At 67.7% G+C, this 22,549-nt stretch carries 25 protein-coding genes; 16 read left to right on the top strand and 9 right to left on the bottom strand.

The genetic code is table 11. The annotated features are described in order from the left end of the window. Window positions 1–160: 160 nt before the first annotated feature. Window positions 161–826, bottom strand: coding sequence for a peptide-methionine (S)-S-oxide reductase MsrA (gene msrA, locus QRO95_RS20170; protein ID WP_285303321.1), 666 nt, complete (start codon window positions 824–826; stop codon window positions 161–163). Between the two features lie 30 nt (window positions 827–856). Continuing rightward, a complete protein-coding gene (locus QRO95_RS20165) occupies window positions 857–1,120 on the bottom strand; it encodes a DUF2007 domain-containing protein (RefSeq protein ID WP_285303320.1) in 264 nt (87 codons plus the stop codon). A 258-nt stretch (window positions 1,121–1,378) separates the two neighbouring features. Between QRO95_RS20165 and QRO95_RS20160 the strand changes: the two genes are divergently transcribed. The 6 genes from QRO95_RS20160 to QRO95_RS20135 all read left to right on the top strand — a co-directional run bounded on the left by QRO95_RS20160 (window position 1,379) and on the right by QRO95_RS20135 (window position 6,749). Next, complete coding sequence (locus QRO95_RS20160; protein ID WP_049398150.1) at window positions 1,379–3,127, top strand: glutamine--tRNA ligase/YqeY domain fusion protein; 1,749 nt, start codon at window positions 1,379–1,381, stop codon at window positions 3,125–3,127. Window positions 3,128–3,170: 43 nt separating this feature from the next. Next, window positions 3,171–3,824: a membrane protein gene (locus QRO95_RS20155; RefSeq protein WP_032129916.1), complete on the top strand. Its 654-nt coding sequence runs from the start codon at window positions 3,171–3,173 to the stop codon at window positions 3,822–3,824. Window positions 3,825–3,874: 50 nt separating this feature from the next. Next, entirely contained in the window at window positions 3,875–4,597 is a 723-nt protein-coding gene (locus QRO95_RS20150) for a DUF6348 family protein (protein ID WP_285303318.1), read from the top strand. A 97-nt stretch (window positions 4,598–4,694) separates the two neighbouring features. Next, complete coding sequence (locus tag QRO95_RS20145) at window positions 4,695–5,255, top strand: nucleoside deaminase (protein ID WP_004154307.1); 561 nt, start codon at window positions 4,695–4,697, stop codon at window positions 5,253–5,255. After that, window positions 5,239–6,306, top strand: coding sequence for a 23S rRNA (cytidine(2498)-2'-O)-methyltransferase RlmM (gene rlmM, locus QRO95_RS20140; RefSeq protein WP_285303316.1), 1,068 nt, complete (start codon window positions 5,239–5,241; stop codon window positions 6,304–6,306). Before QRO95_RS20145 ends, rlmM begins: the two co-directional genes overlap by 17 nt. A 47-nt stretch (window positions 6,307–6,353) precedes the next feature. Continuing rightward, complete coding sequence (locus tag QRO95_RS20135) at window positions 6,354–6,749, top strand: hypothetical protein (protein WP_049398146.1); 396 nt, start codon at window positions 6,354–6,356, stop codon at window positions 6,747–6,749. A 237-nt stretch (window positions 6,750–6,986) separates the two neighbouring features. Here the strand turns inward: QRO95_RS20135 and QRO95_RS20130 are convergent, their stop codons facing one another. Continuing rightward, window positions 6,987–8,168 carry a UbiH/UbiF family hydroxylase gene (locus QRO95_RS20130; protein ID WP_285303314.1) on the bottom strand — a complete coding sequence of 394 codons (1,182 nt, stop codon included), beginning with the start codon at window positions 8,166–8,168 and terminating at the stop codon, window positions 6,987–6,989. Further along, window positions 8,165–9,373 (bottom strand): 2-octaprenyl-6-methoxyphenyl hydroxylase, encoded by a 1,209-nt coding sequence (gene ubiH / locus QRO95_RS20125; RefSeq protein WP_285303313.1) that lies wholly within the window; start codon window positions 9,371–9,373, stop codon window positions 8,165–8,167. The genes QRO95_RS20130 and ubiH overlap by 4 nt, the downstream gene beginning before the upstream one ends. 106 nt (window positions 9,374–9,479) lie before the next feature. Here ubiH and QRO95_RS20120 point away from each other — a divergent pair, with 106 nt between their 5' ends. The 10 genes from QRO95_RS20120 to QRO95_RS20075 all read left to right on the top strand — a co-directional run bounded on the left by QRO95_RS20120 (window position 9,480) and on the right by QRO95_RS20075 (window position 19,354). Continuing rightward, window positions 9,480–10,064, top strand: a complete 585-nt coding sequence (locus QRO95_RS20120) for a hypothetical protein (protein WP_019338105.1) — start codon at window positions 9,480–9,482, stop codon at window positions 10,062–10,064. An 8-nt stretch (window positions 10,065–10,072) separates the two neighbouring features. Then, a complete protein-coding gene (locus QRO95_RS20115; protein WP_049398143.1) occupies window positions 10,073–10,627 on the top strand; it encodes a cob(I)yrinic acid a,c-diamide adenosyltransferase in 555 nt (184 codons plus the stop codon). A 9-nt stretch (window positions 10,628–10,636) separates the two neighbouring features. Next, window positions 10,637–11,575 (top strand): histone deacetylase family protein, encoded by a 939-nt coding sequence (locus QRO95_RS20110; RefSeq protein WP_032129908.1) that lies wholly within the window; start codon window positions 10,637–10,639, stop codon window positions 11,573–11,575. A gap of 89 nt (window positions 11,576–11,664) precedes the next feature. After that, complete coding sequence (gene lptD, locus QRO95_RS20105; protein ID WP_080355245.1) at window positions 11,665–14,145, top strand: LPS-assembly protein LptD; 2,481 nt, start codon at window positions 11,665–11,667, stop codon at window positions 14,143–14,145. After that, a complete protein-coding gene (locus QRO95_RS20100) occupies window positions 14,142–15,488 on the top strand; it encodes a peptidylprolyl isomerase (protein ID WP_032129906.1) in 1,347 nt (448 codons plus the stop codon). Before lptD ends, QRO95_RS20100 begins: the two co-directional genes overlap by 4 nt. A 3-nt stretch (window positions 15,489–15,491) precedes the next feature. Further along, on the top strand, window positions 15,492–16,472 hold the full coding sequence (pdxA, locus tag QRO95_RS20095; RefSeq protein ID WP_049398141.1) for a 4-hydroxythreonine-4-phosphate dehydrogenase PdxA: 981 nt from the start codon (window positions 15,492–15,494) through the stop codon (window positions 16,470–16,472). Then, on the top strand, window positions 16,469–17,272 hold the full coding sequence (gene rsmA / locus QRO95_RS20090) for a 16S rRNA (adenine(1518)-N(6)/adenine(1519)-N(6))-dimethyltransferase RsmA (protein WP_049398140.1): 804 nt from the start codon (window positions 16,469–16,471) through the stop codon (window positions 17,270–17,272). The genes pdxA and rsmA overlap by 4 nt, the downstream gene beginning before the upstream one ends. A 13-nt stretch (window positions 17,273–17,285) precedes the next feature. Next, a complete protein-coding gene (gene apaG / locus QRO95_RS20085) occupies window positions 17,286–17,669 on the top strand; it encodes a Co2+/Mg2+ efflux protein ApaG (protein ID WP_005412297.1) in 384 nt (127 codons plus the stop codon). A 15-nt stretch (window positions 17,670–17,684) separates the two neighbouring features. After that, entirely contained in the window at window positions 17,685–18,710 is a 1,026-nt protein-coding gene (locus tag QRO95_RS20080; RefSeq protein ID WP_201118228.1) for a symmetrical bis(5'-nucleosyl)-tetraphosphatase, read from the top strand. Then, entirely contained in the window at window positions 18,707–19,354 is a 648-nt protein-coding gene (locus tag QRO95_RS20075) for a DUF1287 domain-containing protein (protein WP_197617136.1), read from the top strand. The genes QRO95_RS20080 and QRO95_RS20075 overlap by 4 nt, the downstream gene beginning before the upstream one ends. 89 nt (window positions 19,355–19,443) lie before the next feature. On the opposite strand, the gene QRO95_RS20070 is transcribed toward QRO95_RS20075, so the two are convergent. The 5 genes from QRO95_RS20070 to QRO95_RS20050 form a co-directional block, all read right to left on the bottom strand. Continuing rightward, complete coding sequence (locus QRO95_RS20070; RefSeq protein WP_285303309.1) at window positions 19,444–19,935, bottom strand: dihydrofolate reductase; 492 nt, start codon at window positions 19,933–19,935, stop codon at window positions 19,444–19,446. Continuing rightward, window positions 19,932–20,219, bottom strand: coding sequence for a hypothetical protein (locus QRO95_RS20065; RefSeq protein ID WP_065179687.1), 288 nt, complete (start codon window positions 20,217–20,219; stop codon window positions 19,932–19,934). The genes QRO95_RS20070 and QRO95_RS20065 overlap by 4 nt, the downstream gene beginning before the upstream one ends. Before the next feature lie 81 nt (window positions 20,220–20,300). After that, on the bottom strand, window positions 20,301–21,095 hold the full coding sequence (locus tag QRO95_RS20060; protein WP_121504902.1) for a thymidylate synthase: 795 nt from the start codon (window positions 21,093–21,095) through the stop codon (window positions 20,301–20,303). Then, window positions 21,092–21,979: a prolipoprotein diacylglyceryl transferase gene (gene lgt / locus QRO95_RS20055; protein WP_285303308.1), complete on the bottom strand. Its 888-nt coding sequence runs from the start codon at window positions 21,977–21,979 to the stop codon at window positions 21,092–21,094. Before lgt ends, QRO95_RS20060 begins: the two co-directional genes overlap by 4 nt. Before the next feature lie 51 nt (window positions 21,980–22,030). Continuing rightward, on the bottom strand, window positions 22,031–22,525 hold the full coding sequence (locus tag QRO95_RS20050; RefSeq protein ID WP_149908807.1) for a TPM domain-containing protein: 495 nt from the start codon (window positions 22,523–22,525) through the stop codon (window positions 22,031–22,033). Window positions 22,526–22,549: the final 24 nt, after the last annotated feature.

Raw genomic sequence — 22,549 nt, 5'->3', positions numbered from 1 at the left:
GGACCGTTGGCGCCATGGATGGCGCCATCGAGCCCCCAAGGACGGGTTTACGGCGCGTCCTGACAACCCACACCGCCCCGCCCAACCCGCAGAAACGCAGAGCCGCTTTGGCTTTGGCTTCTGCCGTAGATTCTGCCCGCCGCAGGCGGACCACCGCGCGTCAGCGCGGCGCCTCCACATCCAATCCGATCGGACAGCTCACCCCGGTGCCGCCGATACCGCAGTAGCCGTTCGGATTCTTCGCCAGGTACTGCTGGTGATAGTCCTCGGCGTAGTAGTACTCCGGTGCCGGGTACTCGATCTCGGTGGTGATCGGGCCGTAGCCGGCCGCATCCAGCTGCGCCTGGTAGGCCTCGCGGCTGGCCAGCGCGGTGGCGTACTGCGCCTCGTCGGTGGCGTGGATCGCCGAACGGTACTGGGTGCCGGTGTCGTTGCCCTGGCGCATGCCCTGGGTCGGGTCGTGGCTTTCCCAGAACAGCTGCAGCAGCCGCTCCAGGCTCACCACCGCCGGGTCGAACACCACCTGCACCACTTCGGTGTGGCCGGTCAGGCCCGAGCACACCTCTTCATAGGTCGGGTTCGGGGTGATGCCGCCGGCATAGCCCACCGATGTGCTGTACACGCCCGGTTCGGTCCAGAACTTGCGCTCGGCGCCCCAGAAGCAGCCCAGCGCGAAGCGGATCTGCTGCAGGCCGGCGAAACGGTCCTTCAGCGGATGGCTGTTCACGAAGTGCTGGTTGCTGTGCAGCGGCAGCGGTTGATCGCGCCCCGGCAGCGCCTCTTCCGGGCGCGGCAGGCGCTGCTTGAAGGCGCCGATGCCGAGGATGCCCTGGCCAATTCCCAACATGATGCGCTCCTACGCCGGAAGGCCGGCTATGTCGTCTGCATCGGAAATGGGGGCGTCCGGCGCCTGGCCCAAGTCCAGCGCCGCCACGATGTCCTCGGCCTGCGGCCGTGCCGCATCAGGGATGCCCACCCGCAGCACGCCGAACAGCGGCAGCTCGCCCATGCCACCCAGCAACGACTCGCCGAACACGAAGGCCGGGATGCCGGCATCCTCCAGCGCGTGCTTGACCAGGTGGGCGTCGAACAGGTTGTCGGCCTTGTACACGATGTGCATGCGGCAGCTCCGTGGGACAGGATTCCAGCATACGCCCGGGGGCTGAATGGTGGTGGTGACGGCGCATGACCGTTCTGCCGGCCAGCGGCCGGCACTACCCAATTGCACGGCGATCCACATTCCGCCGGCCGGCGGCCGGCGCTACCGGAAGAGGGGTTGGTAGTGCCGGCCGCTGGCCGGCATCCCCACGCCCCACCGGGCAGCCCTGCCCGGTACGCGCTAGACTGTTGGTCTTTCTGCCTTTCTTTTCGCCGACTCATGTCCGAGCACACCCCCGCCAGCCCCGAGACCCCCGCCGACAGCCACGAAAAGCGCGATTTCATCCGCCAGATCGTGCGCGAGGACCTGGCCAGCGGAAAGCACCAGGCGATCAAGACCCGTTTCCCGCCGGAACCGAACGGCTACCTGCACATCGGCCATGCCAAGTCGATCTGCCTGAACTTCGGCATCGCCGGCGAGTTCAGCGGCGTCTGCAACCTGCGCTTCGATGACACCAACCCGGCCAAGGAAGACCCGGAATACGTGGCCGCGATCCAGGACGACGTGCGCTGGCTGGGCTTCAGCTGGAACGAACTGCGCCACGCCTCGGACTATTTCCAGACCTACTACCTGGCCGCCGAGAAGCTGATCGAACAGGGCAAGGCCTATGTCTGCGACCTGTCGGCCGAGGAAGTGCGCGCCTACCGCGGCACCCTGACCGAGCCGGGCCGCCCGTCGCCGTGGCGCGACCGCAGCGTCGAGGAAAACCTCGACCTGTTCCGCCGCATGCGCGCCGGTGAATTCCCGGATGGCGCGCGCACCCTGCGCGCGAAGATCGACATGGCCAGCGGCAACATCAACCTGCGCGATCCGGCGCTGTACCGCATCAAGCATGTCGAGCACCAGAACACCGGCAACGCGTGGCCGATCTACCCGATGTACGACTTCGCGCACGCGCTGGGCGATTCGATCGAGGGCATCACCCACTCGCTGTGCACGCTGGAATTCGAAGACCACCGCCCGCTGTACGACTGGTGCGTGGACAACGTCGATTTCGCCCATGACGACACGCTGACCCAGCCGCTGGTCGACGCCGGCCTGCCGCGCGAAGCCGCCAAGCCGCGCCAGATCGAGTTCTCGCGACTGAACATCAATTACACGGTGATGAGCAAGCGCAAGCTGATGGCGCTGGTTACCGAGCAGCTGGTGGACGGCTGGGAAGACCCGCGCATGCCGACCCTGCAGGGCCTGCGTCGCCGTGGCTACACCCCGGCCGCGATGCGCCTGTTCGCCGAGCGCGTGGGCATCAGCAAGCAGAATTCGCTGATCGACTTCAGCGTGCTGGAAGGCGCGCTGCGCGAAGACCTGGACAGCGCCGCGCCGCGCCGCATGGCCGTGGTCGACCCGGTCAAGCTGGTGCTGACCAACCTGCCGGAAGGCCACGAAGAACAGCTGACCTTCAGCAACCACCCGAAGGACGAGAGCTTCGGCAGCCGCGAAGTGCCGTTCGCACGCGAAGTGTGGATCGACCGCGAGGACTTCGCCGAAGTGCCGCCGAAGGGCTGGAAGCGCCTGGTCCCCGGCGGCGAAGTGCGCCTGCGTGGTGCCGGCATCATCCGCTGCGACGAAGTGATCAAGGATGCCGACGGCACCATCACCGAGCTGCGTGGCTGGCTGGATCCGGAATCGCGTCCGGGCATGGAAGGCGCCAACCGCAAGGTCAAGGGCACCATCCACTGGGTCAGCGCCGTACATGGCGTGCCGGCCGAGATCCGCCTGTACGACCGCCTGTTCTCGGTGCCGAACCCCGACGACGAATCGGAAGGCAAGACCTATCGTGATTACCTCAATCCGGAATCGCGCCGCACTGTCACCGGCTATGTCGAGCCGGCCGCGGCCAGCGCTGCCCCGGAGCAGTCGTTCCAGTTCGAACGCACCGGCTACTTCGTGGCCGACCGCCGCGACCACACCGAAGCCAAGCCGGTGTTCAACCGCAGCGTGACCCTGCGCGACACCTGGTCGGCCTGAGGACCTGCGCGGGCGCCAGCACGGCGCCCGCATGACCCCGACGATGATCACCGCCCTCTCCGTCCTGTTCTGGTTCATCTCGCAGCATCCGCTGCTGACGTTCTTTTCGGCGATGGTGCTGGCCGGGCTGGTCTCGTGGTGGCGGCGTTTTCCGGGCTACGCCATCGTGGTGTTCCCGCTGGCGATGCTCAACATCTTCCTCGGCCACTTCCTCAACGCCGCCTTCCTGAACGTGGTGGGCGAGCCTGGTGAAGCGGTGATCGTGAAGTCCGAGCGCACCAGTTCGACGATGAACGAGCAGTACATCTGGCGCTACGAAGGGGTGCTGCGCACCGCCGAGGGCCGCGACGTGGAGGTGGTGTTCCACACCAACACCGCCTCGCTGTGGCCGCTGGAGAACGCGATCCGCATCCCGGCGCCCGACCAGCCGTTCGTGGTCAAGTACACGCCGGGTTTCCCGCGCAACTTCGTCATCCTCACCAATGAATCGCCGCACGGCATCGCCCAGGCCCGGGCCAGCGCGCGCGAGCGGGTGGAAGTGGCGGCGCGCAAGCTGCACTTCAGCCCGGGCAATGCCGATTTCCGCGCGGACTATCGCCGCGAGCTGGAAACCTGGCTGCGCGACCACGGCAACGATCCGCAGCAGCAGTCCGACGCGCAGCGATATCGCGCCGAACTTGACGCGCTCGACCGCTAGATCCCCAGGCCTTGCCTGGATGTTCCACCCCATCCATCCACAGGCCTGACATGACCACGACCTCCACCGACCTCCTCCCGCTGCTGCAGCAGGTCCTGCAGGAGGCCGGCATCGCCGGCCACGTCGACGGCGACGCGCTGCTGCTGGACAGCGGCCTGCGCCTGACCCCGCATGCGATGGCCGCGCACGCGCGCGACAACGGCGGCTGGCAGACATCCACCGTCATCGAGGCCCAGCATCCGCTGCTGTTCGCCGATGGCCTGTTCGAGTACCAGCACGCCAACGGTGCCGATGAGCAGGCGTCGCTGCTGTTCGGCTTCCAGGCCTGGGTGCGGGTAGACCTGGCGACCCTGCAGACCGCGATCGGCGCCGAAGACGCACAGGGCCTGCCGATGATGGGCCTGACCTATCCGGCCGGCGATGACGGCGAGGAACACCAGCGCACCGTAGTGCTGGGGCCGCTGGCGCACTACCGCGCGCAGGAGGTGGATGCATCCACCTGCAGCGAGGACGACCACGGTTCCTGCCCCTGCTGCCTGTTCACCCGCAGCATGGAGGCCTTCGATGAGCTGCTGAAAGCCCGCCAGTTCCTCGCCATCCGCCTGTTCGCCTCGCGCGATGCCGACGGCCTGTGCGAGGCCGATTGCCGGGTCAACGGCCACGACTTCGCTGCCGCCCTGCCCCTGCTGCGCGCCTACGCGGCCAGCTGGCCGCAGGCCGGGCTGGAGTTCCGCAAGCAGTACGTAGTGATCCGCACCGGCTCGCCGGGCTGACCCACCGCCACACCCGATACAGGCCGGTGCGGCTACACTGCGCGCCGGTTTCCCAAGCAACCGCACCTTCTTCCATTCCCTACGAGGCACCCCCGCGATGCTGTACGCGCAAGTCCACCTGACCCTTCCCGCCTGGATCCACGACCAGATCGACCTGGATCGTCGATATCCGGGCGATGAGGCCAAGGTCGCGCTGGCGATCGAGCTGTCGCGGCTGAACGTCGAGCACGCCAGTGGCGGCCCGTTCGGTGCAGTGGTGTTCGGCCCGGATGACAAGGTCATCGCCGCCGGCGTGAACCGGGTGATGCCGCACGCGACCTCGCTGGCGCACGCCGAGAACATGGCCTACATGCTGGCCCAGCAGCGCCTGCAGACCCCGCGCCTGAACGCAGTGCTGTCGCCGGTCACCCTGGCCACCAGTTCGCAGCCGTGCTGCCAGTGCTACGGCGCCACCGTGTGGGCCGGCATCGACCGCCTGCTGATCGGTGCCAACTCGGCCGACGTCGAAGAGCTGACCCCGTTCGACGAAGGCCCGCTGCCGGCCGACTGGGTGGGTGAACTCAACAAGCGCGGCATCGAAGTGGTGCAGGGCCTGAACCGCGACGCCGCACGCAGCGTGCTGCGTGCCTATGGGGAAAGCGATGGCGCCCGTTACTGAGGCCGGCATCGGCCTGCTGTGCTTGTGCCGGCAGGGTTTCGAGCCCGAGCTGGCCGGCGAACTGCAGTTCCGCGCCAGTGAAGCCGGTTTCGCCGGTTATGCGCGCACCCAGCGCAATGATGGCTACGTGCTGTTCATGTGCGACGAAGCTGCGGCACTGGCGCCGCGCCTGCGCTGGCGCGAACTGATCTTCGCGCGGCAGAAGCTGGTGGTGCTGGCCGAGCTGCCGCAGCTGGACCCGGCCGACCGCATCACCCCGATGCTGGAGGTGCTGGCCGATGCGCCGCGCTTCGGCGACCTGTGGGTGGAACATCCCGATTCGGACGCCGGCAAGCCGCTGTCCGGGCTGGCCCGTGCCTTCGGCAATGCGCTGCGCCCGGCGCTGCGCAAGGCCGGCAAGCTCACTGACAAGCCGAACGACCGTCTGCCGCGCCTGCACGTGGTGTTCGTCGACGGCACCCACGCCTTCGTCTGCGTAGCCGACCCGGCCGACAGCGCACCGTGGGCATTGGGCATTCCGCGCCTGAAGCTGCTGCCCGAAGCGCCATCGCGTTCGGCGCTGAAGCTGGACGAAGCGTTGCTGACCCTGTTGACCCCGGAAGAACGCGAGGCGCTGGCCAAGCCCGGCATGCGCGCGGCCGACCTGGGTGCCGCACCCGGCGGCTGGACCTGGGTGCTGACCCGCCAGCACATGCACGTGCTGAGCATCGACAACGGCCCACTGCGCCAGCACGTACTGGACACCGGCCTGGTCGAGCACCTGCGCGCCGATGGCTTCCACTGGCACCCGGAGCAGCCGCTGGACTGGATGGTCTGCGACATGGTCGAGCAGCCGCGGCGCGTGGCCGAACGCATGGCCACCTGGTTCCGCGAAGGCTGGTGCAGGCACGCGATCTTCAATCTGAAGCTGCCGATGAAGAAGCGCTGGGACGAAACCCGCTTGTGCCTGGACCTGTTCCAGGAGCAGGCCGGCAAGCCGCTGGTGGTCCGCGCCAAGCAGCTCTATCACGACCGTGAGGAGATCACGGTACTGGCCTCGCCGCTGCGCTGAGGAACATGCCCGCCGGGCATGGCCCGGCGCTACCGAGGAAGGGAACCATGCGATACCACCCGCTCGCCATGCTGATCACCGTGCTGGCAGCCGCACCGGCCATTGCCCAGCAGCTGCCGCACACCCCTGCACAGAGCCAGCCACTGGGCCCGACCGGCGGCGCGATCCGCCAGCAACCGCTGGATGCCGGCCGGGTCAGCGGCAGCGTCGAGATTGCACGGCCGGCCGGCGAGGCACAGGTGACCGTGCGTTCGCTGGAACCGAGCAGCGTGGTCGGCCAGTACCGCATCCACTTCGCTGCGCTGGATGTGAACGGTGATGGCTTCATCAGCCGCGAGGAAGCGCAGGCCAATCCGGCGCTGGCCGATGAGTTCAATGCGTTGGACGTGAAGCGTCGCGGCAAGCTGGATCGTGCCGACCTGGCTGGTTGGCTGGTTGATTGATTCACCGGCGCGATCTTCATCCACGCATGGCGTGGATCTACTGGATCAACGGCGGTAGCAGCGCCCGCTTTCGGTAGGTGCCAACCTTGGTTGGCACAACATCGGAAACGCCGTTGCCCCATCTGGGCCGACGTGACCTGGCAGACGTGCCAACCAAGGTTGGCACCTACCAGAGCGGGATCCCGTGGTTGCTAACGCGCCAGCGGTGCCCGCAGCATCGTGCGGTTTGCGTTCCGGCTACACACCGGCGGCGCGCTTCCAGAACGCCTGCACCAGCGGCGGCCATTTGCCGACGCAGCCCAGTGCGCGGCCGCGGGCCAGGGTCAGGTGCATCTCGTCGTTGGAGAACAGCCGATTGATCGCATCGAAACTGTGGGCGGCGATGTGGTTGTCGCTGCGCCGTTCTCGTGCCCAGCGCTGCAGGCGCTGCGGCGACAGCCGCGGCTGGCCGCGGCGTTCGGCCGACGGCGCCAGCCACTGCTGCAGGGCGGCGACATCGCGCAGGCCCAGGTTCACGCCCTGCCCGGCCAGCGGATGCACCACATGCGCAGCATCACCCAGCGCCAGCACGCGGCCAGCCACGTAGTGACGGGCCAGCTGGCGACGCAGCGGGAAGGCCGCACGCGGTGACGCCAATCGCAGTTCGCCCAGGCGCGCAGCGAAGGCGCGGGTCAGTTCGCGGTTGAAGGCGTCCTCGTCCAGGGCCAGTACGCGAGCCGCTTCATCCTCGGGCAGGGTCCAGACGATCGAACTGCGGCGCTCGGCCACCGGCAGCAGCGCCAGCGGCCCGGTCGGCAGGAAGCGCTGCCAGGCCGTGGCCTGGTTGGGAAGATCGCTGTCCACATAGGCCACCACGCCACGCTGGTGATAGTCATGCTTTTCAACCTCGATCCCGGCCAGCTGGCGCAGGGTTGACTCGGCACCGTCGGCGGCCACCGCCAGTGCCGCTTCCAGGCGGCGCCCGTCATCCAGCCGCAGGCGCACGCCGTCTTCATCCTGTTCCAGCGCTTCCACCCGTGCCGGGCAGTTCAGCTGCACGCCCGCCGCCGGCAGCGCCGCCCACAGGCGATCCTGCAGCAGGCCGTTCTCGACGATGTAGCCCAGCTCACGAAGGCCGAAGCGATCGGCGTCGAACAACAGATCCTCGCCACCCGCGGCATCCCACACCTGCATGCGCCGGTAAGGCCAGGCGCGGGCCTGCGCGATCGCCGGCCACACACCCAGGCGGTTCAACAGCTGCACGTTGTCAGCGGCGAAGGCGAACACGCGCAGGTCCGGCTGTGCGGCCTGCCACGGTGCCGGTTCACGGCCTTCCACCAGCGCTACCGACAGGCCGGCATCGGCCAGCGCCAGCGCACACGCGGCACCGACCACGCCCCCACCGACGATGGCCACATCAAGACGCGTGCGCCGGCTCATGCGACTTCTCCGCGGCACAGGCGCGGCACGTCACCACGGAAGCCCATCGCACCACCGACCAGCATCGACTGCACCGACGCGCGCTGTGCGGCCACCAGGCCGAGGCTGCGCAGCGGCCGCATCAGCGGTGCCGGGTTGCTGGTCAATCGTGCCAGCCCACCGGAGAACGCCACCGTCTGCCGGCGATCTTCCTCGCGCCGCGCGACGTAGGCCTTCAGCAGCGCATCGCTGCCGGCATCCTCATGCGCATCCTCCAGCAGTTCGGCCAGGGTCAGCGCATCGCGAAGGCCCAGGTTGAAGCCCTGTGCGCCCAGCGGATGGATGGTCTGCGCGGCATTGCCGAGCAGCACCGTGCGCTCACCGGCCAGCGCGCGCGCCAGCACCTGGATGAGCGGGTAGGCACTGCGCGGGCCGGATTCAAGCAGGCGGCCGGCACGCCAGCCGATCGCGCTCTGCAGGCGTTGCAGCCAGGCCGCATCGTCCAACGCCATCACCGCATCGGCCTGGTCGCGTGCAACACCGTGCACGGTTCCGAAGTGGCGGTCACCGCGCGGCAGCAGGGCGGTTGGGCCGGTATCGGTGAACCGCTCCCAGGCGGTGCCATCCGGCGCGCGCTGGCTGCGCACGCGGGCCACGAACAGGGTCTGCTGGAAATCATGGCGGTCGACTTCGATGCCCAGCGCGCCACGCACGCCGCTGGTGGTGCCATCGGCCCCCACCACCAACCGTGCCAGCAGCACGCGTTCGCCAGCCTCGTCAGCCACCCGTACCTGGCGGTAACCATCGACCACCTCACCCAGCCCCAGGAACCGCATCGGCCGGTAGCGGCGCAGGCGCGGCAGTTCCTGCAGGCGCGCTTCCAGCGCCTGGCCGAAATCGCGCGCGACCACCACCTGGCCGAACCACGGCCGGTCGTAATCGGCCGCTTCGAGCTGCACACGGCCGAAATCGCCGGCACGACTGACATGGATGCGCCGGATCGGGCCCGGTGCCATCCCCAGCTTCTGCATCACCCCCAGCGCGGTCAGCGCATTGACGGTGGCAGCGGCGAAACTGAGATTGCGCTGGTCGAACACCGCAGGCAGCTCGCCGGCCGGGCTGGCCTCAAGCAGGCCCACGTCGCGGCCCAGGCGGTCCAGGGCGATGGCCAGGCTGGCACCGACCAGGCCACCACCGACAATCAGCACGTCATGTCGTTCACTCATGTGTTCATGATACGCGCTCGCCCCGACTGTACGCCGAACGGGCGGCACCTGCGCCAACCTGCGCGGCGGGCTAGAATGAAACCTGAATCCGCTCCGGGCCCCCACCATGTCCGATACCGCCAACCGCGCCTTCGTCCTGTCCGTACTCGTACTGCTGCTGGCGGCGACCCGGGTCAATCACTTCGCGGCCATTCCGGATGCCTCCTGGGCCGTGTTCTTCATCGGTGGCTTCTACCTGGCCCGCTGGACACGCTGGGCGTTCCCGCTGCTGATGGTGTTCGCGGTGCTGGTGGACTGGATCGTGATCCGCAGCAGCGGTCTGGATTTCTGGCAGCACTACTGCGTGTCGCCGGGCTACTGGCTGCTGCTGCCTGCCTACTTCTCTTTGTGGGCCGGCGGCATGCTGCTGGGCCGCAACTACCAGAGCGCGCGCTGGCCGGTACTGGCCAAGGGCGCACTGCTGCTGGTCGCTTCGGTGGCGGTCTGCCACCTGCTGGCACAGGGCGGTTTCTACTGGAGCAGCCGCAACGTGGCCGAGCCGACCCTGGCCGGCTGGGCACAGAACTACGCGCAGTGGTTCGGGCCCTACCTGCGCACCACGGCGATCTATGTGGCGCTGGCCGCCGCCCTGCAGCTGGCCGTGGAGCAGGTGCTGAAGCTCCAGCAGGCCCGCCGCGACATCCGCCACTGAGCCGCGCCATGGGTCATCGCCTCTCGCGCATCTACACCCGCACCGGCGACGACGGCAGTACCGGCCTTGGCGACGGCCAGCGCGTAGCCAAGGATGACGCACGCGTGGCGTCCTTCGGCACCGTCGACGAGGCCAATGCCGCGCTCGGCCTGCTGCTGGCCGCGCCCCTGCCCGAGGATGTGCGCGCGCTGGTGGTGCATCTGCAGCACCAGTTGTTCGACCTGGGCGCCGAGCTGTGCATTCCCGGCCATGCCGCGATCCACGCCGCCGACGTCTCGGCGCTGGAACAGCAGCTGGACCATTACAACGCCGACCTGCCGATGCTGAAGGAATTCATCCTGCCGGCCGGCGGCGAAGCCGCCGCGCGCTGCCATCTGGCGCGCACTATCGTCCGCCGCGCCGAGCGCGAAACGGTCACCCTGGCCCGCCACGAGGCCGTGCGCAGCGAGGCGCTGCAGTACCTCAACCGGCTGTCGGACCTGCTGTTCGTGCTGGCCCGGGTGCTGGCCCGTGCCGATGGCCACGGCGAAGCGCTGTGGCAGCCACAGCAGCGCCAGCGCTGAGTCGGCACGATGCTGGTCTATACCCACCCGTCCTGCCTGCTGCATGACCCCGGCCCCGGCCATCCGGAGTGCCCGCAGCGCCTGCAGTACGTACTCGACGCACTGCACGCCGCCTTCCCTGATCAGCTGGACTGGCGCGAGGCGCCGCCGGCCAAGTTCGGCGAACTGACCCGGGTCCACGACAGCGCCCTGCTCGACTTCGTGCTGCAGCCGCAGACCGCGCCGCTGCGCCAGCTGGACATGGACACCTGGACCTCGCCAGGTTCGGCCAGCGCCGCCGTGCACGCCGCCGGTGCCGGCGTGGCCGCGGTCGACGCGGTGATGCTGGGCGAGGACCCGCTGGCCTTCTGCGCGGTACGCCCGCCGGGCCACCACGCCACCAGCAGCACGGCGATGGGCTTCTGCCTGCTGAACAACATCGCCATCGCTGCCGCCTATGCCCGTGACCGCCATGGCCTGGAGCGGATCGCGGTGGTCGATTTCGACGTCCACCACGGCAATGGCACCCAGGACATCTTCCAGCACGATGCCCGGGTCTCCTACTACAGCACCCACCAGGCCGGGCTGTTCCCCAATTCCGGCCTGCGCCGCGACCGCGGTGCCGGCAACCTGATGAACATCCTGTTGCCACCGGGCAGCGGCGGCTTCCGCTTCCGCAACGTCTGGGCCGACGAGATGCTGCCAGCCATCGACGACTTCCGTCCGCAGCTGCTGCTGATCTCCGCCGGCTTCGACGCCCACCTGCGCGACCCGCAGGCCGATCTGATGCTGGAGACCGACGATTTCGCCTGGATCACCCGTGAACTGCATGCGCTGGCACGCCGTCACGCCGCCGGCCGGGTGGTCTCGATGCTGGAGGGCGGCTACGACCTGCAGGCCCTGGCCGAGTGCAGCGTGGCCCATGTCCAGGCCCTGATCACACCCTCTGCGGGTGCCTCCGCCGGATGAACCCGAACCGGCAGGCTCCGGCGCCCTTCATTGCCCCTATGCAAGGGATGGGGCAAGCTACCGTCCGTTTTCGCCCGAATCCGAACCGCGTGCGCCGAGCCCTCCGCCTGCTTCCCCTGCCTCTGAGCATCGCCATCAGCCTGCCGGCGATGGCCGATGATAAGCCGCTCAACTGGGGCCTGTGCCCGGCCACCGACGTCATTCCCGCGTTCACCGACGCCCCCACCCCGGTCCCGGCCCAGGACAAGGCTGCTGCCGCAGCCGCCCGTGAGAACCAGCCGACCGACATCGAAGGCGACCAGCTGCTGGGCACCACCACGGTGCCGCAGTACGAGGGCAACGTGGCACTGCGCCGGGGTGACCAGTTCGTCGGTACCGACAAGCTCAGCTTCGACACCGAGACCGGCAACTACATCGCCGACGGCAATGTCCGCTACCAGGACGGGTCGATCCGGATGGTCGCCAAGCGCGCCGAAGGCAACCAGGAAAGCGACACCCACAAGATCTCCGACATCAAGTACCAGCTGGTGTCGCGCCGGGGCAACGGTGATGCCGAGTCGGTCGACCTGCAGGGCGCGGTCGGCCAGATGCACCGCTCCACCTACACCACCTGCGACCCGTCGCAGCCGGTGTGGAAGCTGTCGGCGCCGCAGATCGAAGTGGACAACGACGAAGGCTTCGGCACGGCCCGCAACGCCGTGCTGCGGATCGGCAAGGTGCCGGTGCTGTGGGCGCCCTACTTCAAGTTCCCGATCGATGACCGCCGCAAGACCGGCCTGCTGTTCCCGCAGCTGGGCATGTCCGGGCGCAATGGCTTCGATTATGCGCAGCCGATCTATTTCAACCTGGCGCCGAACTACGACGACACCCTGACCCCGCGCTACATGAGCCGGCGCGGCCTGCTGCTCGACAATGAGTTCCGCTACCTCTACAACGGCGGCCGTGGCGAGGTGCTGACCAGCTACATGCCCAACGACAAGCTGCGCGACCGCGACCGCGGCCGGGTGATGTTCGACGGCTACCACAACGTGAACAGCCACTGGCAGGCCCGCGCCAACCTGGCCTGGGTGAGCGACGAACGCTATGTCGAGGACTTCGCCAACCGCTTGGTGGGGGTGACCGCCTCCAACCTGCAGAGCACCATCGGCCTGTACGGCACCGGCCAGAACTGGACGGCCGGCATCATGGCCGACCGCTGGCAGCTGACCGACTACACCCTCGACGAGCGCGCCCTGCCCTACAACCGCGAGCCACGCCTGTTCTTCAACTGGAACAAGCCGGTGCTGCCGTGGCTGGAAACCGGCATCTACACCGAAGCGGTGCGCTTCACCCACGACGACGTCAACTTCAAGTACGACGCCAGTGCCGGCACCGACCTGCAGTACACCCGCAACGGGCAGGTGCAGCGCATGTTCGGTGGTTCGCGCCTGGACGTGAAGCCCTACGTGTCGTTCCCGATCAGTGGCGCAGCCTGGTACGTAACCCCGACCCTGGCCTACCGCTACACTGCCTATGACCTGGATCGCGGCCTGGCCGACAGTGTCCGCCGTACCGTGCTCACCTCCCAGGGCATCGATCCGAACACCGCCACGCCCGAGCAGCTGCGCGGCAATACCTCGCCCAGCCGCAGCCTGCCGATCGGCAGCCTCGATGCCGGCCTGTTCTTCGACCGCGAGACCACCATCCGCGGCAAGTCGTTCCTGCACACCCTGGAGCCGCGCCTGTTCTACCTGCGCACGCCCTACCGCAACCAGGACGAGCTGCCGATCTTCGACACCCGTGACTTCACCTTCAGCTGGGGCCAGCTGTTCCGCGACTCGCGCTATACCGGCGCCGACCGCCAGAACGATGCCAACCAGCTGACCCTGGCACTGGGCACCCGCTTCATCGACCAGACCACCGGCAAGGAACGCTTCTCGGCCGCGATCGGCCAGATCCAGTACTTCGACGAATCGCGGGTGAGCACCACGCCGGGCGGCGCGCCGGTGGAGAAGGGCAAGTCGGCGTGGATCGCCGACGGCAACTACATGATCAACGACCGCTGGACCCTGGGCGCCACCTACCAGTGGGACCCGAAGTACAAGCGCGAGGATCTGGCCAGCGTCCGCGCCCGTTATCTGATGCCCAACGATGGCGTGATCAACCTCAGCTACCGCTACCGCATCAATGCCGGCGCCCCGGCAACCGCCAACAAGCATGACCGGACCCTGCTGGAGCAGGCCGACCTGTCGTTCCTGTACCCGCTGAATGCGCGCTGGAGCCTGGTGGGCCGGTATTACTACTCGCTGCAGGACAAGGAACCGCTGGAGATCATCGCCGGCGTGCAGTGGGACAGCTGCTGCCTGGCCGTGCGTGCAGTGGCCCGCCGCTACGTGCGCAACCGCGAAGGCGACATGAACAATTCCATCCAGCTGGAGTTCGTCCTCAAGGGCCTCAGCTCCATCGGCCAGGACACGGACCGTACGCTGCGCCGTGCTATCCTCGGCTACAACCGCGACGACCTCTATCTCGTGCCGCCCAGCAACACCGGGGCGACCCGGGATGACTACGATCCGAATCAGATCCCATGACCAAGCGCTTCCCCGTTCTTCTCGCCTCCCTGCTGGCGGTGTCCAGCGTGTCCGCCCCCCTGCAGGTGCTCGCGCAGGAGGCGCAGCCGTTGGACCGCATCGCCGCCGTCGTCGACGAGGACGTGATCCTGCAGAGCGAGCTCCAGCGTGCGATCGCCAACATCAAGGCGCAGTACGCCGGCCGTGAGAACCAGCTGCCGCCGGAAGACGTGCTCAGCCGCCAGGTGCTCGAGCGCCTGGTGCTGGTCAAGCTGCAGGTGGCCCGCGCCCAGGGCAGCGGCATCCGCGTCAGCGACCAGGAGCTGAACCAGGCGATGAATGCCATCGCCCAGCAGAACGGCTCGAACCTGGATGCACTGCGCCAGCGCCTGGCCCACGACGGCATCGACTTCAACGATTTCCGCGCTTCAGTGCGCGATGAAATCACCGTGCAGCGCCTGCGCCAGAGCTTCGCGCAGAGCCGCATCAGCGTCAGCGAGGGCGAAGTCGACGCCGCCCTGAAGCAGCAGGCCACGGTTGGCAACCAGTACCACCTGGCGCACATCCTGATCGCCCTGCCCGACGGCTCCAACGCCGACCAGATCGCCACCGGCCAGAAGAAGGCCGAAGGCGTGAAGGCCCTGCTGGACAAGGGTGAGCTGGACTTCAACGCCGCCGCCGTGCGTTATTCGGACAGCCCCAACGCGCTGGAAGGCGGCGACCTGGGCTGGCGCAGCCTGGACGAAATCCCGCAGGCCTTCGCGCAGATGATGGAAAAGATGAAGCCCGGCGAAGTGGTCGGCCCGATCCGCGGCCCCAGCGGCTTCCAGCTGCTGAAGCTGGTGGAAGTGCGTGATGCCAGCGCCGCCAGCGGTGGCGAGCACACGGTCACCGAGTACCACGGCCGCCACATCCTGGTGCGCGTGGACGATCACCAGACCGACGCTGCCGCCAAGGCCAAGATCGATACCCTGCGTGCCCGCATCGCCGGTGGCGCGGACTTCGAGACCGTGGCCAAGGAGTCCTCCGAGGACAACAACAGCAAGGGCCAGGGCGGCGATCTGGGCTGGTTCCCGGCCGACGCGTTCGGTCCGGCGTTCGGCCAGCAGGTGTCCGGCATCCAGGACGGTGGCGTCAGCCAGCCGTTCCGCACCGATGCCGGCTGGCACATCGTGCAGCGCGTGGGCACCCGCCAGACCGACGTGACCACTGACAACCAGCGTGCCCAGGTCCGCGAGACCATCGGCCGCCGCAAGCTGGAAGACGAGTACAACCGCTTCCTGCAGGAACTGCGTGGCGAAGCCTACGTCAGCTTCCGCAGCGGCGACCGCGCGGAAAACACCGCCACGCCGCCGCAGTCCTGACCGATGCGCCCCGAGCTCGCTCTGGTACCGGGCGAGCCCGCCGGGATCGGCCCGGAGCTGTGTGTCCGCCTCGTCCAGCAGCCGCGTGAAGATTGCCGGCTGCTGGCCTTCGCCGACCCGGATACCCTGCGCGCGGCCGCGGCCGCGCTGAACCTGCCCCTGCAGCTGTTGCCCGAGGACGCCGAAGCACGCGTCCCCGGCGATCTGCGTGTGCGCGTGGTGGCCAATACCGTGCCCAGCCACTTCGGCCAGGCCAATCCGGCCAATGCCGGCGCCGTCATCGGCGCCCTGCTCGGTGCCGGCCAGGCCTGCCTGTCCGGCGAACTGCACGGCGTAGTCACCGGCCCGGTGCACAAGGCGGTCATCAACGAAGGCGGCATCGCCTACAGCGGCACCACCGAACTGCTGGCCGACCAGGCCGGGGTGAAGGTGGTGATGATGCTGGCCAACCACATCGTGCGCGTGGCCCTGGCCACCACCCACCTGCCACTGCGCGAGGTGGCCGATGCGATCACCGCGCCCGGCCTGGAACACACCCTGCGCACCGTGCACGCCGCGCTGCGCCGCGAATTCGGCCTGCCCGCGCCACGCATCGCCGTGCTCGGCCTGAACCCGCATGCCGGTGAAGACGGTCATCTGGGCCGCGAGGAACTGGACCTGGTCATCCCGCTGCTGCAGCGCCTGCGCGCGGAGGGCATGGACCTGATCGGGCCGCTGCCGGCCGATACCGCCTTCCTGCCGGCCAAGCTGGCAGGCTTCGACACCGTGCTGGCGATGTACCACGACCAGGGCCTGCCGGTGCTGAAGTATTCGGGCTTCGAGCAGGCGGTGAACCTGACCCTGGGCCTGCCCTACCCGCGCGTGGCGGTGGACCATGGCACCGCGCTGGACCTTGCCGGCCGCGGCATTGCCGATCCTTCCAGCCTGCAGGCGGCAACGACGTTGTGTGCGCAGCTTGCGCGGCAACGTACACTGAGCGCATGAATTCCCCGCATTCCCCCTCCGGCCCGGTGTTCACCGCCCCGGCCAAGAAGCAGCTTGGCCAGCATTTCCTGGCCGACCGCCACTACATCGACAAGATCGTGATGGCGGTCAACCCGAAAGACGGTGACCGCCTGGTCGAGATCGGCCCCGGCCAGGGCGCGATCACCCTGCCGCTGCTGCGCGTGCATCCGAAACTGACGGTGATCGAGTTCGACCGCGACCTGATCGCGCCGCTGACCGCCGCCGCCGAGCCGCTGGGCGAGCTGACCATCGTCCACCGCGACGTGCTGCGCGTGGACTTCACCGAGCTGGCTGCCGGCCAGCCGATCCGCCTGGTCGGCAACCTGCCCTACAACATCTCCTCGCCGATCCTGTTCCATGCACTGGAACATGCGGCGGTGATCCGCGACATGCACTTCATGCTGCAGAAGGAAGTGGTCGACCGCATGGCCGCCGGCCCCGGCAGCAAGGTGTACGGCCGGCTCAGCGTGATGCTGCAGGCCTACTGCCAGGTGACCTCGCTGTTCGTGGTGCCGCCGGGCGCGTTCCGGCCGCCGCCGAAGGTCGATTCGGCCGTGGTGCGGCTGGTGCCGCGTGACCCGGCCACGATCAACATCCACGACCACAAGCGTTTCGCCGAGGTGGTCAAGGCCGCCTTCGGGCAGCGCCGCAAGACCCTGCGCAACGCCCTGAACAACGTGGTGTCCGCCGAACAGTTCGTTGCCGCCGGCGTGCGTCCCGATGCCCGCGCCGAACAGCTGGACGTGGCCGAATTCATCGCTTTGGCCAATGCCTCCTGATTACACTGCCGGTATGGAAGACGCTGACGTTTATGCCATCTCCGTCGAAGTCGCACCGCGCTTCCTCGACGATCAATCCGCGCCGGAAGACGGGCGCTATGCGTTCGCCTACACGATCCGCATCCACAACCAGGGGCGTGTTGCCGCGCGCCTGGTCGCACGCCACTGGCGCATCACCGATGCCAACGGCCGCGTCGAGCATGTCGATGGTGACGGGGTGATCGGCGAGCAGCCGCGCCTGCGTCCCGGTGAAGACTTCCATTACACGTCCGGTGTCATGCTGGGGACCGATCACGGGACCATGCAGGGCCACTACGACATGGTCGCCGACGACGGCACCGAATTTGCCGCGCCGGTCGCACCTTTCGTGCTGGCCATCCCGCGTACCCTGCACTGACACGGAGGCCGAACGATGAGTGTGTGGGCGATCGGCGACCTGCAGGGCTGCTATGACGTCACCCAGCGACTGCTGGAGAAGATCCGTTTCGACCCGGCGCAGGACACCCTGTGGTTCTGCGGCGACCTGGTCAACCGCGGTGGCCAGTCACTGGAAACGCTGCGGCTGGTGCATTCGCTGCGCGAGCACAGCGTGGTGGTGCTGGGCAACCATGACCTTTCGCTGCTGGCCGTCGGTGCGCGCACCGAAGAGGAACAGCGCAAGGTCAACCCGGACCTGCTGCGCATCGTGCAGGCCGAGGACCGCGACGAACTGCTCGACTGGCTGCGCCTGCAGAAGCTGGTGCACGTGGACCGCGAGCTGGGCTGGATGATGGTGCACGCCGGCCTGGCGCCGAAGTGGACCACGCAGATGGCCGAGAAGCATGCAGCCGAAGTCGAGGTGCAGCTGCACGGCGCCGGCTACCGCAAGCTGTTCCGCAACATGTACGGCGACAAGCCGAGCTGGGCACCGAACCTGTCCGGCTACGACCGCTCGCGCGCGATCATCAACGTGCTCACCCGCATGCGCTACTGCACCCCGCGCGGGCGTATCGGCATCGAGGACAAGGGCACGCCGGGCACCCAGGAACAGGGGCTGTATCCCTGGTTCGAAGTGCCGGGCCGGGTCGAGCGTGACCTCAAGGTGGTCTGCGGCCACTGGTCGGCGCTGGGCCTGACCATCACCCAGGGCGTGCACGCCATCGACACCGGCGCGGTCTGGGGCGGCAAGCTGACCGCGATCCAGCTCGATACCGATGAACTGCGCGTGGTGCAGGTGCCAGGCCGCGATGTACCGGCACCCGTGCCCAACGCCCGCCCGCCAGCGCGCCCGGCGCACGAGCGCCCGGCTGCACCGGCGCAGGGCAAGGAACAGGGCGGCGGCAATGCTCCGGCCGCCAACCCGGGCAACCGCGGCCCGCGCCGTCGTCGTCGCCGTGGTGGCGCTGGTGGTGGTGGCTCCGGCGGTCCCAACAACAACAGCACCCCGCCGCAGGCATGACGCGGCACGGCTGGGCACCATGGACGGTGCTGCTGCTGACGCTGGCCCTGGCCAGCGGCTGCCAGCCCGGCTCGCCGACTGCTCCCACGGCTGCGGACAGCGCTGAACGCACACCGACGCCACCACAGGCGCCTTCGCCGCCACTGGTGGCTGCGGCGCGCGCGCAGATCGGCGTCACCACCCGCTACGACCCTGCCTATCAAGTGCTGGCCTATCCCGGCGGCGACGTGCCACTGGATCGCGGCGTGTGCACCGATGTGGTGGTGCGCGCCCTGCGCAGCCAGGGCATGGACCTCCAGGCACGCGTGCATGAAGACATGCGCGGCAACTTCAGTGCCTATCCGGCGATCTGGGGCCTGTCACGGCCGGACCGCAACATCGATCATCGTCGTGTACCGAACCTGATGCGCTGGTTCGAACGGCAGGGCTGGCAGCAACCGATCACCGCCCTCGCCACCGACTATGCGGCCGGTGACATCGTTGCCTGGAAGCTCAACGGCAACGGCCTGCTGCACGTGGGCATCGTCTCCGACCGGCAGCTGGCCGATGGCACGCCGCTGGTGCTGCACAACATCGCGCGCGGCACGCGGGAAGAGAACCTGTTGTTCCAGCACACGATCATCGGGCATTACCGGATGCCGTAGGCAATCCTGTAGAGCCGAGCCATGCTCGGCTACGGGATGTGTCCGGCAACAGCAGCCGAGCATGGCTCGGCTCTACAGATGGGCGGCGGTCAACGGCGCACGTAGTGCACGAAGCGGAACGCGTACGCGTGGCGTTCGTCGGCCGGGTGCGGCTCGCTGCTCACTTCCCGCCAGTCCTGCACGTCCACTTCGGGGAAATGGGTATCGGCGGGGACTTCGGCATCCACCCAGGTCAGGTACAGGTCACTGGCCTGCTCCAGCAGCTGGTGGAAGATCTCGCCGCCGCCGATGATGCACAGCTCGCTGGCGCCCTCGCCTTCGGCAATCAACTTCGCTTCGTCCAGCGACGCCACCGCACGCATGCCCTCGAATGGCACCTGGCCGCTGCGGGTCAGCACCAGGTTGGTCCGCCCCGGCAGCACGCGGCCGATCGACTCGGCGGTCTTGCGCCCCATCAGGATCGGCTTGCCCAGGGTGAGCGCCTTGAAATGCTTGAAATCATCCGGCAGGTGCCAGGGCATGGCATTGCCCTGGCCGATGCCACGGTTGCGGTCCAGCGCCACGATCATCGACAGCTTCATTTGTCCGGATACAACTCGTTGAAGATTTTCATCGCCGCGCTACGTCCACCGAGTACTGTCGCAACCGCTGAACAATAGAGCAGGAACAGTATTGCCGCAGTAGTCGGCTTGAGGTCAGTAATCATGACCCAAAGGTCCACATCCTTTCCCGCGACCGCCGCATTGGCGACTGCCAGGAGAGGAGTAATCAACACACCAACAGTCAATGCAACGGCCAGGGAGCCGGACATCGACATCAAGCCTTCCGCCAGCTTTTCCCGTGCCTTTCGTGAATGTTTGCTCATTGCTCCTCCACTTGGTGAATCCGAGAAACAATCTGCATCAGTCAGGTCTCACCAGCTGATACACAGCATGCCAAACATCAATCACACCGCCACCGGCGCCTTGATGGCCGGATGCGGATCGTAGCCGTCGATGCGGATGTCGTCGAACTGGAAGCCGAACAGGTCGGTCACCTCCGGGTTCAACCACAGCGTCGGCAGCGCGCGCGGTTCACGCGACAGCTGCTCGCGGGCCTGCTCGAAGTGGTTCGAATACAGGTGCGCATCGCCCAACGTGTGCACGAAGTCACCCACGCCCAGGCCGGTGGCCTGCGCCACCATGTGGGTCAGCAGCGCGTAGCTGGCAATGTTGAACGGCACGCCGAGGAAGATGTCGCCGCTGCGCTGGTACAGCTGGCAGCTGAGCTTGCCGTCCACCACGTAGAACTGGAACAGGTTGTGGCACGGCATCAGCGCCATCTGCGAGAGCTCGCCCACGTTCCAGGCACTGACCACCAGCCGGCGCGAGTCGGGGTTGCGCTTGATCTCGTCCACCAGCCACTGCATCTGGTCGATCTCGCGACCGTCGGCGGTAGCCCAGCTGCGCCACTGCTTGCCGTAGACCGGGCCGAGGTCGCCGTTCTCGTCGGCCCACTCGTCCCAGATCCGCACCTGGTTGTCCTTCAGGTAGCCGATGTTGGTGTCGCCCTTCAGGAACCACAGCAGCTCGTGGATGATCGAGCGCAGGTGCAGCTTCTTGGTGGTGACCAGCGGGAAGCCTTCGGCCAGGTTGAAACGCATCTGCCAGCCAAACACGCTGCGGGTGCCGGTGCCGGTGCGATCGCTCTTCTCGGCGCCGTGTTCCAGCACGTGCGAGAGCAGGTCCAGGTAAGCCTTCATGCCTTGCCCTCGGCAGCTACCGGCGGCTGCGGCTGCAGTACCGGCGCGCGGCGCGACATCACCAGCAGCACCAGGCCGAAGGCGATCAGCGGCAGGCTGAGGATCTGGCCACGGGTCAGCCAATCGAAGGCCACGTAGACGCCGTTGTCGGGCATGCGCACAAACTCCACCGCGAAGCGGAACAGGCCGTACATCAGCGCGAACAGGCCACCGACCAGGTAGCGATGACGCGGCTTGGCCGACACCGTCCACAGCACCACGAACATCACCAGCCCTTCCAGGAACGCTTCATACAGCTGGGAGGGATGGCGGGCGAACTGATTCAGCGCGCCGGTGGCGAACTGCGCCTGCAGCGTCGCATGGTCCAGCTGGTTCAGCGGGGCCGGCAGGCCGGACGGGAACACCACGCCCCAGCTACCGTCGGTGTACTTGCCCCACAGCTCGGCACCGATGAAATTGCCAATACGGCCGAAGCCCAGGCCCAGCGGCACCAGCGGCGCCATGAAGTCCATGGTGTCGAAGAAATGCAGCTTGTGCTTGCGCGACCACCACCAGCAGGCGGCAATCACGCCCAGCAGGCCGCCGTGGAAACTCATGCCGCCATCCCACACCTTGAACAGCAGCAGCGGGTTGTGCAGGAAATCGCCCAGCGCGTAGAACAGCATGTAGCCGATGCGCCCGCCCAGCACCACGCCGAGCATGGCGTAGAACAGCAGGTCGGAGAAGCCGTTGGCATCGACACCCGGCAGGCGCCCGTCAGCGATGCGCTTGCGGCCCAGCAGCCAGGCCGCAGTGAAGCCGAGCAGGTACATGATGCCGTACCAGTGCACCTTGATCGGCCCCAGCGAGAGGGCGATGGGGTCGATGTCGTGGAAATAGATCATGGAAGGTGCCTTGCGGTTGAACGCCTATTCTCGGGCCAGTGCCGCCCCGGCTCAACCAAGGAGCTGGGGCGAGTTCGGCAACGCGTCATCGTTCGACCGCGTCGAGGCCGGAAAGTGCCCTTCGATCAGGCTGGAGACCTCGTCGATGGCATCCTGCAGCGCTTCCACCGGATGGGAACCACGCAGGCCCTCGCGCAGGTGGGTGCAGACCCGCTGCCACTGTGCCGGGCTGACCCGGCCGTGCAGGCCCCGGTCGGCAACGATCTCGATCGCGTGATCGGCCAGCAGCAGGTAGATCAGTACACCGTTGTTGTGGGTGGTATCCCAGGTGCGCAGGCGGGCAAAGGCATGCTCGGCGGCCTGGCGCGGGGTCACCCTGTGCCACAGCGCCCCCAGCGGCAGGTCCGCTTCCACCGCGAACATCACCTGCCCACCGTGGCGCTGCTCACCGGCCGCGATGGCCTCGGTGATCGCCTGCAATGTGGCGGGCGGGAATGCGCGCCGTACCGACGGCGAAAACACGTGCCGACATAGACGTTGGATCATCACCAGCCCCCCGAAGCACCGCCA

Source organism: Stenotrophomonas maltophilia group sp. Smal13 (assembly GCF_030236855.1).
Classification (GTDB): Bacteria; Pseudomonadota; Gammaproteobacteria; order Xanthomonadales; family Xanthomonadaceae; genus Stenotrophomonas; species Stenotrophomonas maltophilia_A.
Note: the sequence above shows the minus strand (reverse complement) of the source record. Positions and strands in the feature narration are given on the sequence as shown.